Annotated in this window: 10 protein-coding genes; 7 read left to right on the forward strand and 3 right to left on the reverse strand. The window is 71.2% G+C overall.

What is annotated here, in order from left to right; translation table 11 throughout:
• Positions 1 to 94: 94 nt before the first annotated feature.
• Complete coding sequence (gene uvrA, locus OG776_RS30640; protein WP_329322871.1) at positions 95 to 3,136, forward strand: excinuclease ABC subunit UvrA; 3,042 nt, start codon at positions 95 to 97, stop codon at positions 3,134 to 3,136.
• Positions 3,137 to 3,228: 92 nt separating this feature from the next.
• Here uvrA and OG776_RS30645 read toward each other — a convergent pair whose 3' ends face one another.
• Together OG776_RS30645 and OG776_RS30650 are read right to left on the reverse strand one after the other, a co-directional pair.
• Complete coding sequence (locus OG776_RS30645; RefSeq protein ID WP_329322872.1) at positions 3,229 to 4,140, reverse strand: carbohydrate kinase family protein; 912 nt, start codon at positions 4,138 to 4,140, stop codon at positions 3,229 to 3,231.
• Positions 4,137 to 5,201, reverse strand: a complete 1,065-nt coding sequence (locus OG776_RS30650) for a LacI family DNA-binding transcriptional regulator (protein ID WP_148013442.1) — start codon at positions 5,199 to 5,201, stop codon at positions 4,137 to 4,139. Before OG776_RS30650 ends, OG776_RS30645 begins: the two co-directional genes overlap by 4 nt.
• A gap of 307 nt (positions 5,202 to 5,508) precedes the next feature.
• On the opposite strand from OG776_RS30650, the gene OG776_RS30655 reads away from it, so the two are divergent.
• Complete coding sequence (locus OG776_RS30655) at positions 5,509 to 5,919, forward strand: Rieske (2Fe-2S) protein (protein ID WP_148013441.1); 411 nt, start codon at positions 5,509 to 5,511, stop codon at positions 5,917 to 5,919.
• Between the two features lie 122 nt (positions 5,920 to 6,041).
• On the opposite strand, the gene OG776_RS30660 is transcribed toward OG776_RS30655, so the two are convergent.
• Positions 6,042 to 6,989 (reverse strand): hypothetical protein, encoded by a 948-nt coding sequence (locus tag OG776_RS30660; RefSeq protein WP_148013440.1) that lies wholly within the window; start codon positions 6,987 to 6,989, stop codon positions 6,042 to 6,044.
• Between the two features lie 491 nt (positions 6,990 to 7,480).
• Here OG776_RS30660 and uvrC point away from each other — a divergent pair, with 491 nt between their 5' ends.
• From uvrC to OG776_RS30685, 5 genes are all read left to right on the forward strand, one after another.
• Positions 7,481 to 9,541, forward strand: coding sequence for an excinuclease ABC subunit UvrC (gene uvrC / locus OG776_RS30665; RefSeq protein WP_148013439.1), 2,061 nt, complete (start codon positions 7,481 to 7,483; stop codon positions 9,539 to 9,541).
• Entirely contained in the window at positions 9,538 to 10,509 is a 972-nt protein-coding gene (gene rapZ / locus OG776_RS30670) for an RNase adapter RapZ (RefSeq protein ID WP_148013438.1), read from the forward strand. Before uvrC ends, rapZ begins: the two co-directional genes overlap by 4 nt.
• Positions 10,506 to 11,576 carry a gluconeogenesis factor YvcK family protein gene (locus OG776_RS30675; RefSeq protein ID WP_148013437.1) on the forward strand — a complete coding sequence of 357 codons (1,071 nt, stop codon included), beginning with the start codon at positions 10,506 to 10,508 and terminating at the stop codon, positions 11,574 to 11,576. The genes rapZ and OG776_RS30675 overlap by 4 nt, the downstream gene beginning before the upstream one ends.
• Positions 11,567 to 12,556, forward strand: coding sequence for a DNA-binding protein WhiA (gene whiA, locus OG776_RS30680; RefSeq protein ID WP_148013436.1), 990 nt, complete (start codon positions 11,567 to 11,569; stop codon positions 12,554 to 12,556). Before OG776_RS30675 ends, whiA begins: the two co-directional genes overlap by 10 nt.
• Before the next feature lie 163 nt (positions 12,557 to 12,719).
• Complete coding sequence (locus tag OG776_RS30685; RefSeq protein ID WP_148013435.1) at positions 12,720 to 15,677, forward strand: M14 family metallopeptidase; 2,958 nt, start codon at positions 12,720 to 12,722, stop codon at positions 15,675 to 15,677.
• Positions 15,678 to 15,820 lie beyond the last annotated feature (143 nt).

A 15,820-nucleotide genomic window follows, 5' to 3' on the forward strand; every position in this document is an offset into this window, starting at 1 on the left:
GAGAAAGCATCCGGCGCTGTCAGTGGCTCCCCCTAGTCTGAAAACGACGGGGGCCCCGCCCCTGTCACTTCTCTCAAGAAAGGTGCGGACCGGCGTGGCCGACCGTCTCATCGTCCGTGGAGCGCGCGAGCACAATCTCAAGAATGTCTCGCTCGACCTCCCGCGCGACTCGCTCATCGTCTTCACGGGCCTGTCGGGGTCGGGCAAGTCCTCGCTGGCCTTCGACACGATCTTCGCCGAGGGCCAGCGGCGCTACGTGGAGTCGCTCTCGTCGTACGCCCGGCAGTTCCTCGGTCAGATGGACAAGCCGGACGTCGACTTCATCGAGGGCCTCTCCCCGGCGGTCTCCATCGACCAGAAGTCGACCTCGCGCAACCCGCGCTCGACGGTCGGCACCATCACCGAGGTCTACGACTACCTGCGTCTGCTCTTCGCGCGCATCGGCAAGCCGCACTGCCCCGAGTGCGGCCGCCCCATCACCCGGCAGTCGCCACAGGCCATCGTCGACAAGGTCCTGGAGCTGCCCGAGGGGAGCCGCTTCCAGGTGCTCTCGCCGCTCGTGCGCGAGCGCAAGGGCGAGTTCGTCGACCTCTTCGCCGATCTCCAGACCAAGGGGTACAGCAGGGCGAGGGTCGACGGCGAGACGATCCAGCTCACCGAGCCGCCCACGCTCAAGAAGCAGGAGAAGCACACCATCGAGGTGGTCATCGACCGCCTCACGGTCAAGGACACCGCCAAGCGCCGTCTCACCGACTCCGTGGAGACCGCCCTCGGCCTCTCCGGCGGCATGGTCGTGCTCGACTTCGTCGACCTCCCGCAGGACGACCCCGAGCGCGAGCGCATGTACTCGGAGCACCTGTACTGCCCGTACGACGACCTCTCCTTCGAGGAGCTGGAGCCCCGCTCCTTCTCCTTCAACTCGCCCTTCGGTGCCTGCCCCGAGTGCACCGGCATCGGCACGCGCATGGAGGTCGACGCCGAGCTGATCGTCCCCGACGAGGACAAGTCGCTCGACGAGGGAGCCATCCACCCCTGGTCGCACGGACACACCAAGGACTACTTCGGGCGGCTCGTCGGAGCCCTCGCGGACGCGTTGGGATTCCGGACCGACATCCCCTTCGCGGGTCTTCCGCAGCGCGCCAAGAAGGCCCTGCTGTACGGCCACAAGACGCAGATCGAGGTGCGGTACCGCAACCGGTACGGGCGCGAACGCGTCTACACCACGCCCTTCGAAGGGGCTGTCCCCTTCGTCAAGCGGCGCCACAGCGAGGCCGAGAGCGACGCCAGCCGTGAGCGCTTCGAGGGCTACATGCGCGAGGTGCCCTGCCCCACGTGTGAGGGCACGCGCCTCAAGCCCCTCATCCTCGCGGTCACCGTCATGGAGAAGTCGATCGCCGAGGTCTCCGCGATGTCGATCAGCGACTGCGCGGACTTCCTGGGCGAGCTGAAGCTCGACGCCCGCGACAAGAAGATCGCCGAACGCGTCCTGAAGGAGGTCAACGAACGGCTGCGCTTCCTGGTCGACGTGGGCCTCGACTACCTCTCGCTCAACCGCGCGGCCGGCACCCTGTCCGGCGGAGAGGCCCAGCGCATCCGCCTGGCCACCCAGATCGGTTCCGGACTCGTCGGCGTCCTGTACGTCCTCGACGAGCCCTCCATCGGTCTGCACCAGCGCGACAACCACCGGCTGATCGAGACCCTGGTCCGGCTGCGCGACATGGGCAACACGCTCATCGTCGTCGAGCACGACGAGGACACCATCAAGGTCGCGGACTGGGTGGTCGACATCGGCCCCGGCGCGGGCGAGCACGGCGGCAAGGTCGTGCACAGCGGCCCCTTGAAGGAGCTGCTCGCCAACGCCGAGTCGATGACCGGGCAGTACCTGTCGGGCAAGCGGCAGATCCCGCTCCCCGACATCCGCCGTCCCGTGGACCCCGGCCGCAGTCTCACGGTGCACGGCGCCCGCGAGAACAACCTGCAGGACATCGACGTGTCGTTCCCGCTGGGCGTCCTCACGGCCGTCACGGGCGTCTCGGGTTCCGGCAAGTCCACGCTGGTCAACGACATCCTGTACACGCACCTGGCGCGCGAGCTCAACGGCGCCCGGAGCGTCCCCGGACGGCACACCCGTGTCGACGGCGACGACCTCGTCGACAAGGTCGTGCACGTCGACCAGTCGCCGATCGGCCGCACCCCCCGCTCCAACCCGGCGACCTACACCGGGGTCTTCGACCACGTCCGCAGGCTGTTCGCCGAGACGACCGAGGCGAAGGTACGCGGTTATCTGCCCGGCCGCTTCTCCTTCAACGTCAAGGGCGGCCGCTGCGAGAACTGCTCGGGCGACGGCACGATCAAGATCGAGATGAACTTCCTGCCGGACGTCTACGTCCCCTGCGAGGTCTGCCACGGGGCGCGGTACAACCGGGAGACACTGGAGGTCCACTACAAGGGCAAGTCCATCTCCGAGGTCCTGGACATGCCGATCGAGGAGGCCCTCGGCTTCTTCGAGGCGGTGCCCGCCATCGCCCGCCACCTCAGGACGCTCAACGACGTCGGTCTCGGCTACGTCCGGCTCGGTCAGTCCGCGCCGACGCTCTCCGGCGGCGAGGCCCAGCGCGTCAAGCTGGCGAGCGAGCTGCAGAAGCGCTCGACGGGACGCACGGTGTACGTCCTGGACGAGCCGACCACCGGTCTGCACTTCGAGGACATCAGCAAGCTCATCACGGTGCTGTCCGGCCTGGTCGACAAGGGCAACACGGTCATCGTGATCGAGCACAACCTCGATGTCATCAAGACCGCCGACTGGGTCGTCGACATGGGCCCCGAGGGCGGCAACGGCGGCGGTCTCGTCGTCGCCGAGGGCACGCCCGAGGAGGTCGCCGGGGTACCGGCCAGCCACACGGGCAAGTTCCTGCGCGAGATCCTCGGCGCCGACCGGATCAGTGACGGCGCCGCCGTGAAGGCTCCCCGGGGGAAGGCCGCCAAGAAGGCGGTGGCGGCCAGGACGACGGCCGGGAGGACGGCCACCAAGGCCGTCGACGGCACCGCCACGAAGAAGGCCGCCGCGGCCACCAGGAAGACGGCGGCCAAGAAGGCGACTCCCGCGAAGAAGACCACGCGGGCACGCAAGGCCTGACACGACGGCGAACGAGATCGAAGGGGACGGGCCCCGCGGGAACTCCGCGGGGCCCGTCCCCCTCGATCCGCGGGGCCCGGGGACCCGGCCCCTCAGCGGGCGTCGAGCTCGGCGGCGTACGGCGGCTGCGCGCCCGCGCGTGAGCAGGTGACCGCCGCCGCGCGGGCCGCGAACCCCAGCAGTTCGGTCCACTCCCCGGCGTCCAGATCCGCCACGGCGGCGGGGGAGAGCGCGTCCCGCGCGGCCAGACCGTGCAGCAGGGCCGCGTTCACGGTGTCACCGGCGCCGATGGTGTCCACGACCTCGACCGGCTCGCCGGGCACGGAGTGGACGCCGCCCTCCCGGGTGAACACCGTCAGACCGTCGCCGCCCCGGGTGATCACGACGGCCGCGGGACCGCACGCCAGCCACTCGCGCGGGGTGCCGCCGAGCCACCGGGCGTCCTCCTCGGAGAGCTTGAGGAGCGACACCGAAGGCAGCCAGCTCCTGAAACGGGCGCGGTAGGCGTCCGCGTCGGGGATCAGCCCGGCCCGGACGTTCGGGTCGAGCGCGGTGAACACGCCCCGCGCGGCAGCGCTCCGCAGCAACGCCTCGTAGGCGCTCGCACCGGGTTCCAGGACCAGGGAGACCGTGCCGAAGGACACCGCCCGCACCGCCTCGGGAAGCCGGTCGGGCGCGGTGAACAGACGGTCGGCCGTGCCCTCGACGTAGAAGGAGTACGCGGCCGAGCCGTCCGGGGCGACGGTGGCGACCGCCAGCGTCGTCGGTTCCGCGCCGCGCTGCACGGAGGACACGTCGACGCCCGCCTCGCGCAGTCCGGACAGCAGCGCCTCGCCGAACGCGTCGTGCGAGATCCGGGAGCAGAAGACGGTGGGGGAGCCGAGGCGGCCGAGGGCCACCGCGGTGTTGTAGGGGCCGCCGCCTCGCGCGGGGCGCAGGGGCACGAGCGCGCCTGTTCCCTGCGGCACCAGGTCGATCAGGGCTTCACCGGCGACGACGATCAAGACAGGGGTCCTTTCGTGGAGCTCTCGGGAATCTCGGGGCGGAGGGTCTCGGCGCAGCCGCACGAGCCGCGGTGGACGAAGGCGCACGGGAGCCGGACCGTCCGTCCGGGCAGCCCCGGCTCGGCCAGCCGCTCCAGGAGCAGCCGGACGGCCTGTTCGCCGATCTCCCTGCTGGGCTGCGAGATCACGGTCAGCCGGGGCGCGAACAGGTCCGCCCAGGCGAAGTCGTCGAAGCAGCACAGCGCCAGGTCGTCCGGTACGGACAGGCCGCGTTCGCGCAGGGTGCGCAGCGCGCCGATGGTCATCGCGTTGTTCGCGGTGACCAGAGCGGTGGGCGGCGCGGCGAGGGAGAGCAGGGCGGTGGTGGCGCGCCCGGCCGCGTCCGTCACCGAGTCGCCGTGCGCCACGAGCCGTTCGTCGTACGGGAGTCCGGCCCCCGCGAGTCCGTGGCGGTAGCCGGCGATCCGCTCGGTGGTGGTGCTCAGGCCCGGCAGTCCGGCGACGAGCCCGATGCGCCGGTGGCCGCGCTCGGCGAGATGGGCGACCAGTCGCGCCATGGGGGCGGCGTTCTCGGTGCAGACCTGGTCGAAGGCGAAGGAGAGACCTGCCGGGGCCTCCACCAGGCGGTCCAGGAAGACGGTCGGAACCTCGTGCCGGCCGAGGTAGCGCAGCAGCGCGTCGGGGGCCGCCGAGGGGGCGACGATCAGTCCGTCGACGCGCCGCTCGTGCAGCAGCTGGACGGCCTTCCGCTCATGCCGGGGGTCGTCGTGCGGGTCGGCGAGCAGCAGGCCGTACCCCTGTTCCAGGGCACCTGCCTCGACGCCCTGGAGGATGTCGGTGAAGTACGGGTTGGTGATCGCCGACACCGCGAGGCCGATGGACCGGGTGCGCGAGGTGACCAGGGAACGCGCCAGGGCGTTGGGGGTGTAGCCGAGCGCGTCGACGGCGTCGAGGACGGCCTGGCGCGTGTGGGGCAGCACCGGACGCGTGTCGTTGAGGACATGGGAGACCGTCGCCACGGACACTCCCGCGCGCGCCGCCACGTCCACCATCGTCGCCATCGCCCAGCCCCTCCCCGCCATGGACCTCGCCCGCCGCGGACCTCGCCCGCCGTGGCCCGGTCCCGCAGCGGCCCGCTCCCGCGTCGCCGGGTCTCGTGGTGCCGGACGTCCGCGGTGGCCGGGTCTCGTGGTGCCGGACTCCCTCGGTGGCCCGTTCCGGGCGGGAACCTATCGCACACGGCGGCCGACGTAAACGGTTGCGCAAACGTTTACGTCCCTGGAGGCGGCCCTCTCCGGCCCGGCTCGGGAGCCGCCGGAGAGGGCCGGTATCGTCGAGGCGCACCGAGCCCCGACCAGTGGAGACGCCATGCCCGGCCGCCGTACCGTCCTGCGAGGAGCGGCTCTCGCCCCCGTCGCCGGGATCGCCCTCACCGCGTGCTCCGGCGGCGGAGGAGGCGGGGCTCCGTCGACCCCGACCGCGCCCGTCGAGCTGGGCGCCGAGAGCGAGATCGCCGAGGGCGGCACCAAGCTGTACCGGGACGGCAACGTCGTGGTCAGCCGCGGTGGCGACGGCACCCTGAAGGCCTTCAGCACGATCTGCACGCACGCGGGATGCGCCATCGACAAACTGCGGGGGACGACGCTCGTCTGCCCGTGCCACGGCAGCGAATTCGACGCGGCCACGGGCAAGGTGCTGCGCGCACCGGCCACGGAGCCGCTGAAGGAACTGCCCGTGAAGGCGAAGGACGGGAAGATCGTCGCGGGGCCCGGCGCCTGACCGTCACCTGATCGGCGCGGGCGCGAGGCCGGGTCCGCGGGGACGCGGGGACCGGATCGGTTCCGCTGCGGGACCGGATCGGGGGCGCGGAGGAACGGTTCAGCGCGGACGCGGGGGCGGGTTCACTCCCAGTCCCAGCCGATCCCCACGATGCCCGACCGCACCCGCGGTTCGACGAGGTGCACCGAGCGGTGCCGTCCGCTCAGCGGCAGCTCCTGGCGGCCGCTGCGCGGTGCCGCGGCCGAGTGCTGGGTGAAGCGGTGGCAGCGCACCGGGAGCGCCTCCGCGGCGAACCCCACCTGGAGGGCGTACTGCCCGCCCGCGAAGCTGAACCCGCGCACGTACTCGCTGGAGGCGCCCGCCGTGCCGTCCTCGAAGGCGTAGCGGAAGAGGAACGTGTCGCCGGCGCGCAGCCGGGTGTCGAAGAGCAGCTCCGCCACCAGCACGCCGGTGTCACCGTGCCATCGCACCCGGCCCGTACGGCAGTTCTCCAGAGCGCGCACCCGGGTACGGTCGGGAGCGCAACCCGGATCGCCATGGTGGATGGCCACATAGCGGTCCACCCCGTCCCTATGGGCGCGGACTATGTGCTGCGACTCGCGTGCCAGGAGCTCGCGGTGCGCGCCGATCCGTACCCGCTCGTGGTGCCCGATCGTGTGGAGTCCGCCGTCGAGCGTCGACTCCAGTTCGGTCAGCAGCTCCTCCAGGACGCCCGAGGCCTCCACGAGGGAGCGGTACGAGCGGCCCCCGGGGCGCTGCGCCTCGGAGCGTTCGTCGGCCCTGGTGAGAAGCCGGATCAGGGATTCGTCGGGGAGCTGGAGGATCTCCTCGAGGGCGCGTACGGCCCGCAGCGACTCGGGACGCTGGGGACGCCGCGCGCCCTGCTGCCAGTAGCTCAGGCTGGTCACCCCGACCTTCACCCCGTAGCGCGACAGATGGTGCTGGACGCGCTGCAGGGGCAGGCCGCGTGCGGTGATCGCGGCCCGCAGCGCGATGTGGAAGGGGCCGCCCGCGAGGGCCGTCTCCAGTTCCGCCGTGGCGACGTCCGCGTGCTGTGTGCCGTGCCGCATGCAGGGGCCTTTCTGTGGAGTTCGCGACGGCTGGTCAGACCGTCGCGCGGGTGCTCCCGGGGGCGTCCGGCCGGCACATGGGCCCGGTTCACCCGCGCCCGTCACCGCCCGCGCCCCCCGAGTTCCCCCGCATTGAAGCGTGTTGACCAAGTCCCGACAACACCTGATGGCCAACGGAGTCGGCCCCGTGGCGCGGATGTGCGCGTCCCCCCGCCCCGTCCCGTCCCGCCGACAGGGCCGGGAGACCGGGACGCCCTCCGGCGCGCGTCCGGGCGGAGCCGACTTCGGCGGGAACACGCGGGCCGGGATGGTCACGTTCGGCTGCCGGTCGGGCACCTGTTGTCACGGAGCGCGGCGGACGGGCGGCCGGGCGTCCCGCGCACCGCGGGTCCGGGCGCGGCCGGGACGCGGTCCCGGCACGGCGTCCGGCTCGTCCACGGGCGGGCCGGGAGGCCGTCACGGTGTCAGCCCGCGCCAGTAGGGTGTGTGGCATGGCCGACCCCTCCAGCTACCGCCCCAAGCCGGGACAGATCCCGGACTCTCCAGGGGTGTACAAGTTCCGCGACGAGCACCGCCGGGTGATCTACGTCGGGAAGGCGAAGAGCCTGCGCCAGCGCCTGGCCAGTTACTTCCAGGACCTGACGAACCTCCACCCGCGCACCCGGACCATGGTCACCACTGCGGCCTCCGTGGAGTGGACGGTGGTGTCCACGGAGGTCGAGGCGCTGCAGCTGGAGTACTCCTGGATCAAGGAGTTCGACCCCCGGTTCAACGTCAAGTACCGCGACGACAAGAGCTACCCGTACCTCGCGGTGACCATGAACGAGGAGTTCCCGCGCGTCCAGGTGATGCGCGGCCACAAGCGCAAGGGTGTGCGCTATTTCGGGCCGTACGGGCACGCTTGGGCGATCCGCGACACCGTGGACCTGCTGCTGCGCGTCTTCCCCGTCCGCACCTGCTCGGCCGGTGTGTTCAAGAACGCGGCCCGCACCGGACGGCCCTGCCTCCTCGGGTACATCGGCAAGTGCTCGGCCCCCTGCGTCGGGCGCGTCACCCCCGAGGAGCACCGCGAACTGGCCGAGGAGTTCAGCGACTTCATGGCCGGCCGCACGGGCACGTACATCCGCCGCCTTGAGCAGCGGATGACGGACGCGGCCGAGGAGATGGAGTACGAGCGGGCGGCCCGTCTGCGCGACGACATCGAGGCCCTGAAGAAGGCCATGGAGAAGAACGCGGTCGTCCTAGCCGACGCGACCGACGCCGATCTGATGGCCGTGGCCGAGGACGAGCTGGAAGCCGCCGTGCAGATCTTCCACGTACGCGGCGGCCGGGTGCGCGGACAGCGCGGCTGGGTCACCGACAAGGTGGAGGCCGTCACCACCGGTGACCTGGTCGAGCATGCGCTCCAGCAGCTCTACGGGGAGGAGACGGGCGACACCGTCCCCAAGGAGGTGCTCGTCCCGGCGCTGCCCGACCCCGTGGAGCCCGTCCAGGAGTGGCTCACCGAGCGCCGTGGGTCGAACGTGTCCCTGCGCATCCCCCAGCGCGGCGACAAGAAGGCGCTGATGGAGACCGTGCAGCGCAACGCGCTCCAGGCGCTCGCCCTGCACAAGACCAAGCGCGCCTCCGACCTCACCACCCGCTCCCGGGCGCTGGAGGAGATCGCCGAGGCCCTCGGCCTGGACAGCGCGCCGCTGCGGATCGAGTGCTACGACATCTCGCACCTCCAGGGCGACGACGTGGTGGCGTCGATGGTGGTCTTCGAGGACGGACTGCAGCGCAAGGGCGAGTACCGCCGCTTCCAGATCAAGGGCTTCGCCGGCCAGGACGACGTCCGGTCCATGCACGAGGTGATCACCCGCCGCTTCCGGCGCTACCTGGCCGAGAAGGAGCGGACCGGCGAGTGGACGGACGGCGAGGCCGAGGGCGCGGGCGACGGGGAGCACTCCTTCACCGAGGAGGACGGCCGCCCCAAGCGCTTCGCCTACCCCCCGCAGCTGGTCGTCGTCGACGGCGGCCGGCCGCAGGTCGCGGCCGCCCGGAAGGCCCTCGACGAGCTGGGCATCGACGACATCGCCGTCTGCGGCCTGGCCAAGCGGCTGGAGGAGGTCTGGCTGCCGGACGACGACGACCCGGTGGTCCTGCCGCGCTCCAGCGAGGGCCTGTACCTGCTCCAGCGCGTCCGTGACGAGGCCCACCGCTTCGCCATCACCTATCAGCGCGCCAAACGGGCCAAGCGCTTCAGGGCGAGCCCGCTGGACGACGTGCCGGGCCTCGGAGAGACACGCAAACAGGCGTTGATCAAGCACTTCGGTTCGGTGAAAAAGCTGCGATCCGCGACAATCGACCAGATCTGCGAGATTCCCGGCATAGGCCGCAAGACGGCCGAGGCGATCGCCGTGGCCCTCGCCCAGGCGGCACCGGCCGCACCCGCCGTGAACACGGCGACTGGAGAGATCATGGAAGACGAGGAGCCCGGGACGGCGCCGGACTCCCCGGAGGAGCCCGTGACCGCGGGCACCTCGTACGAGCGACGGGGGCAGGAGACATGAGCGACAACGGACGACAGGACCGACAAGAGGACGCCCCGCAGGGCACCGACGAGACACAGGGAACGCAGGACGACACGACGATGGACACGGCCGTGACACCCGAAGCCGCCATCCCCGAACTGGTGATCATCTCCGGCATGTCCGGGGCGGGCCGCTCGACGGCCGCCAAGTGCCTGGAGGACCTCGGCTGGTTCGTCGTGGACAACCTGCCGCCCGCGCTGATCCCCACCATGGTGGAGCTCGGCGCCCGCTCCCAGGGCAACGTGGCCCGGATCGCGGTCGTCGTCGACGTACGCGGCCGGCGCTTCTTCGACAATCTTCGTGAGTCCCTCGCCGACCTGGAGTCGAAGCACGTCACCCGGCGCATCGTCTTCCTGGAGTCCTCCGACGAGGCCCTGGTGCGCCGCTTCGAGTCGGTGCGCCGCCCGCACCCCCTCCAGGGCGACGGCCGCATCGTCGACGGCATCGACGCCGAACGCGAACTGCTGCGCGAGCTGCGCGGCGACGCCGACCTGGTCATCGACACCTCCAGCCTCAACGTGCACGAGCTGCGCGCCAAGATGGACGCCCAGTTCGCGGGCGAGGAGGAGCCCGAGCTGCGGGCCACCGTCATGTCCTTCGGCTTCAAGTACGGCCTCCCCGTGGACGCCGACCTGGTCGTGGACATGCGCTTCCTGCCGAACCCCCACTGGGTCCCCGAGCTGCGCCCCTACACCGGCCTCAACGAGGAGGTCGCCGCCTACGTCTTCAACCAGCCCGGCGCCAAGGAGTTCCTCGACCGGTACGCCGAACTGCTCCAGCTGATCGCCGCCGGCTACCGCCGCGAGGGCAAGCGGTACGTGACGATCGCGGTCGGCTGCACCGGCGGCAAGCACCGCTCCGTCGCCACCTCCGAGAAGCTCGCCGCCCGCCTCGTCTCGCAGGGCGTGGAGACCGTGGTCGTCCACCGGGACATGGGCCGCGAATGACAGGACGTGCCGCGCTGCGGCTGAGCAGGCTGCGGAGGATCACCGCGGAGGAACAGGGCGGCAGGGCCGCCGAGACACGTGGCGCCCGGCCGCGCCGTCGCGGTGCCCAGCCCAAGGTCGTCGCCCTCGGCGGCGGCATGGGCCTGTCCGCCTCGCTCGCCGCGCTGCGCCGGATCACCGGCGATCTCACCGCCGTCGTCACCGTGGCCGACGACGGCGGCTCCAGCGGCCGCCTCCGTGACGAGCTGGGCGTGCTGCCCCCCGGCGATCTGCGCAAGGCCCTGGCCGCGCTGTGCGGCGACGACGACTGGGGCCAGACCTGGGCCCGGGTCATCCAGCACCGTTTCCAGTCCAGGGGAGACCTGCACGAACACGCGGTCGGCAATCTGCTGATCGTCGCCCTGTGGGAGCAGCTCGGCGACCACGTCCAGGCCCTGGACCTGGTCGGCAGGCTGCTGGGCGCGCACGGCCGGGTGCTGCCCATGTCCGCCGTACCCCTGGAGCTGCAGGCCCTGGTCAAGGGCCACCGGCCGGAGCGGCCCGACGAGGTGGAGACGGTCCGGGGGCAGGCCACCGTGGCCCTCACCCCCGGTGAGGTGCAGTCCGTGCACGTCGTACCGCACGACCCGCCGGCCGTCCCCGAGGCCGTGGCTGCCGTCCTCGACGCGGACTGGGTGGTGCTGGGGCCGGGCTCCTGGTTCTCCTCGGTGATTCCGCACCTTCTCGTTCCCGAGCTGCTGGATGCCCTCACGCAGACCAAGGCCCGCCGGGTACTCTCCCTGAACCTCGCCCCGCAGCCCGGAGAAACCGAGGGCTTCTCTCCGCAGCGTCATTTGGAGGTTTTGGGACGACACGCCCCTAAACTCGCCCTGGACGTGGTGCTGGCCGACGAGGCCGCCGTGCCCGACCGCGACTCACTGACCGACGCCGCCAAGCGGCTCGGCGCCGCGGTCGAGCTGGCGCCGGTGGCCCGGACCGACGGATCTCCGCGGCACGACCCGGAGCTGTTGGCCGCCGCGTACGACCGTATTTTTCGGATGCATGGAAGGATCGGCCCATGGCGATGACGGCAGCGGTGAAGGATGAGATCTCCCGGCTACCCGTCACCCGGACCTGCTGCAGAAAGGCGGAGGTCTCCGCCATTCTGCGGTTCGCGGGCGGCCTTCACCTGGTGAGCGGCCGGATCGTGATCGAGGCGGAGCTCGACACCGCGATGGCGGCACGCCGGCTGAAGCGGGACATCCTGGAGATCTTCGGCCACAGTTCCGAACTGATCGTGATGGCGCCCGGCGGCCTGCGCCGCGGTTCCCGCTATGTCGTGCGCGTGGTGGCGGGCGGTGACCAGCTGGCCCGCCAGACGGGGCTCGTGGACGGCCGTGGACGCCCGATCAGGGGCCTTCCGCCGCAGGTGGTCTCGGGGGCCACCTGCGACGCCGAGGCGGCCTGGCGGGGTGCCTTCCTGGCACACGGCTCGCTGACCGAGCCGGGCCGCTCCTCCTCGCTGGAGGTGACCTGCCCCGGCCCGGAGGCCGCGCTCGCGCTGGTCGGCGCCGCCCGCAGGCTGTCCATCGCGGCGAAGGCCCGCGAGGTGCGCGGCGTGGACCGGGTGGTCGTACGGGACGGGGACGCGATCGGCGCGCTGCTGACCCGCCTCGGCGCCCACGAGTCCGTGCTGGCCTGGGAGGAGCGGCGGATGCGCCGCGAGGTCCGGGCCACGGCCAACCGGCTCGCCAACTTCGACGACGCCAACCTGCGCCGCTCCGCCCGCGCGGCCGTCGCCGCCGGTGCGCGGGTGCAGCGCGCCCTGGAGATCCTCGCCGACGAGGTGCCGGAACACCTCGCCGCAGCCGGGCGCCTGCGCATGGAGCACAAGCAGGCATCCCTGGAGGAGCTCGGCGCGCTCGCCGACCCGCCGCTGACCAAGGACGCCGTCGCCGGCCGTATCCGGCGGCTGCTGGCCATGGCCGACAAGCGGGCCCAGGACCTGGGGATCCCGGGTACGGAGTCCAACCTCACCGAGGAGATGGCGGACAACCTCGCGGTCTGACCGGCCCGATCGGTCCCTCGAAGTCCAACACGCCGGTGCCGATGCCCACTTGGGACATCGGCACCGGCGTTTGCCTGTCTGTGAGGCGCCCTTGACTTGACCATGAAGTGTCATGAGCCTGGCATCTGTTCGCCACTGTGGCGGACATTTGCAAGGGGGGCTCATGAGACGAAGAGCGAGAGCGATCCTCGCTGCGGGCGCACTCCTGCTGGGCGGCGCGGGCATGGCGCCCATCGCCCAGGCGCAGAGCGGGAGTTCGCCGAAACCCGACGCGAACGCCGTGAAGGTGTTCCACGCGGAGGTCACGAAGCAGCAGATACCCCTGCTGCTCGCGGCCGGGCAGGACGGCCACGAACTCGGCGACCGGACCGAGAAGAACGGCAAGAGCGCGGTCGAGGTCTATCTGACCGACCGGCAGGCCCGGAAGCTGGAGAAGCAGGGCGTCGACCTCACCGAGCACACGCTTTCGGCCAGGACCGAGGCGCGTGTCGAGGACGCGGCCCAGGGCGTGTTCCGGCCGTACAGCGGAAAGGGCAATCTCCAGGAGGAGATCGTCAGGACCGGCGCGGCCCACCCCGACCTCACCAAGGTCGTCTCCATCGGCAAGACCCTCAAGGGCCAGGACATCCTCGCGCTGAAGCTCACCAAGGGCGCGAAGAAGACGAAGGACGGCTCCAAGCCGTCCGTCCTGTACGTGTCCAACCAGCACGCGCGCGAGTGGATCACGCCCGAGATGACCCGGCGCCTGATGCACTATTACCTGGACAACTACTCCACGGACAAGCGCGTCAAGAAGATAGTCGACTCGACCGAACTGTGGTTCGTGCTGTCGGCCAACCCGGACGGCTACGACTACACGTTCCAGGGCGAGGACGAGCGCCAGTGGCGCAAGAACCTGCGGGACGTGAACGGCGACGGCGTCATCTCCACCGGTGACGGCGTCGACCTCAACCGCAACTTCGGCTACAAGTGGGGCTACGACGACGAGGGTTCGTCCCCCAACCCCACCAGCGAGACCTACCGCGGCGCGAGCCCGAACTCCGAGCCGGAGACCAGGGCCCTCGACGCCTTCGAGAAGCGCATCGGCTTCACGTACGGCATCAACTACCACTCCGCCGCCGAACTGCTCCTCTACGGAGTGGGCTGGCAGGTGGCGACGCCGACCCCGGACGACGTGCTCTACAAGTCGCTCGCCGGAACCCCGGAGAACTCGGCCATCCCCGGCTACCACCCGCAGGTCTCCTCGGAGCTCTACACCACCAACGGCGAGGCGGACGGCCACGCGGGCAACGTCAACGGCATGGCGATGTTCACCCCCGAGATGTCGACCTGTCAGACCGCGTCGAACCTCGACCCGAACGACGCCTGGAACGCGGCGGACTGCGCCTCGGTCTTCACCTTCCCCGACGACGAGAAGCTGATCGAGCAGGAGTTCGAGAAGAACGTCCCGTTCGCGCTCTCCGTCGCCGAGACCGCAGCCCACCCCGACCAGCCCTCGTCCTCCGTCGGCATCGACGCGCCCGACTTCACCCCGGCGACCTTCACCACGTCCTACGCCCGCGGCGCGGACCAGGAGGTCTCCGTCGTCGTCCGCAAGTCCGTACGCCACAAGGAACTCAAGTACCGCGTCGACGGCGGCCGGACCCGGGACGCGGCGCTCAGGACCTGGCGGGGCGGTGAGACCTACGGCGGCGCCGACAACCTCTACTTCGACGAGTACCGCGCCAAGGTCGAGGACGCCGGCCGGGGCGCCAAGGTCGAGGTCTGGTTCACCGGCGAGACCAGGAGCGGCAAGAAGACCTCAAGTCCGCACTTCACCTACACCGTGGCCGACCGGCCCGTCGCCGACACCCTCGTCGTCGCCGAGGAGGGCGCGGCCGCCACGCAGGCCCAGGCGTACGTCGACGCGCTGAAGGCCAACGGGAAGAAGCCCCTCGTCTGGGACGTGGCCACCCTCGGCGCGCCCGACGCGCTCGGCGTGCTCGACCACTTCAGGACGGTCGTCCACTACACCGGGGCCGCGCGCCCCGCGAACGCCACCCAGCTCCAGCTCCGCGCCTTCCTCAACGACGGCGGAAAGCTGATCGAGGCGGGCGAACAGGCCGGCGGCAACGTCGACCTCGGCGGAGGCAACCTCTCCAACGACTTCAGCCAGTACTACCTCGGCGCCTACTCCCGCACCTCCACCGCGGGAGCCAACGGCTTCACCGGCTCCGGCCGGCTCGCCGGCTTCACGGGGGCCCTCGGGGACGCTCCCGGCAACCCGCTGAACACCGCGGGCACCTACGGCGTCACCTCGGACTCGCTGCCCGCGGCCCAGTACCCGCAGTTCGCGTCCAGCGCGGGCGCCGGACAGTTCGCCGGCACCGTCAACCCCTACGGGCCCTACGCCGGCTCGTCGATGGCCGCCGCGGTGCACACCGACGACGCGTACAAGCGCCTCACCCGCACCATCGACCTCACCCACGTCAGCGCCGCCGACAAGCCGGCGCTGCGCACCCAGCTCCTGTGGGACACCGAGCCCGGCTACGACCACGCCGTGGTCGAGATCCACACCACCGGGGCCGACGACTGGACGACGCTGCCCGAAGCGGGCGGCGCCACCAGCAACGAGCCGCCCACGGAGTGCGAGGCCGGATTCCTGGTCCACGAGCACCCGTGGCTCAAGCACTATCTGACCGTCAACGCCTCCGGCTGCGCCGCCACCGGCACCAGCGGGTCCTGGAACAGCTTCACCGGCGCCTCCAGCGGCTGGCAGCAGGTCGCCTTCGACCTGAGCGCGTACGCCGGGAAGTCGGTGGAGGTGTCCCTGAGCTACGTCACCGACCCGAGCAGCGGCGGGCACGGCGTCCTCGCGGACGACACCTCCCTCGTCGTCGCCGGGGCGGCCACCGAGACGGAGGGCTTCGAGACCTCCCTCGGCCCCTGGAGCGTCGCCGGACCGCCCCCGGGCAGCCCGGCCGTCCTCAAGGACTGGGCGCGCTACGGAGAGTTGTTCAAGACGTACGGAGGGATCACCACCGGGGACACCGTGCTCCTCGGCTTCGGCCTGGAGCACGTCACCACGGCGGCCGACCGCACGGCCCTGATGAGGAAGGCGCTCACCGCTCTGAAGAGCTGATCCAGGTGAACGACGCGTCAACATCGAGGGTGTTCCGTACCCCTACTGGTGGGTACGGAACACCCTGCCGTGTATGGGGCATCTCAATGTCACTCCAGACCTCTCAGGGAGGTAGGGTTCTAGGCGGTCGGGGACATCCCATA

Origin of the sequence: Streptomyces sp. NBC_01689 (assembly GCF_036250675.1) — a bacterium.
Taxonomy (GTDB): domain Bacteria; phylum Actinomycetota; class Actinomycetes; order Streptomycetales; family Streptomycetaceae; genus Streptomyces.

Excerpts from the sequence above, each read along its gene's own strand:
- OG776_RS30650 (WP_148013442.1), bottom strand. The coding sequence starts at position 5,201 with ATGGCGACGATGGTGGACGTGGCGGCGCGCGCGGGAGTGTCCGTGGCG.
- OG776_RS30655 (WP_148013441.1), top strand. The coding sequence starts at position 5,509 with ATGCCCGGCCGCCGTACCGTCCTGCGAGGAGCGGCTCTCGCCCCCGTC.
- OG776_RS30660 (WP_148013440.1), bottom strand. The coding sequence starts at position 6,989 with ATGCGGCACGGCACACAGCACGCGGACGTCGCCACGGCGGAACTGGAG.
- uvrC (WP_148013439.1), top strand. The coding sequence starts at position 7,481 with ATGGCCGACCCCTCCAGCTACCGCCCCAAGCCGGGACAGATCCCGGAC.
- rapZ (WP_148013438.1), top strand. The coding sequence starts at position 9,538 with ATGAGCGACAACGGACGACAGGACCGACAAGAGGACGCCCCGCAGGGC.
- OG776_RS30675 (WP_148013437.1), top strand. The coding sequence starts at position 10,506 with ATGACAGGACGTGCCGCGCTGCGGCTGAGCAGGCTGCGGAGGATCACC.
- whiA (WP_148013436.1), top strand. The coding sequence starts at position 11,567 with ATGGCGATGACGGCAGCGGTGAAGGATGAGATCTCCCGGCTACCCGTC.
- OG776_RS30685 (WP_148013435.1), top strand. The coding sequence starts at position 12,720 with ATGAGACGAAGAGCGAGAGCGATCCTCGCTGCGGGCGCACTCCTGCTG.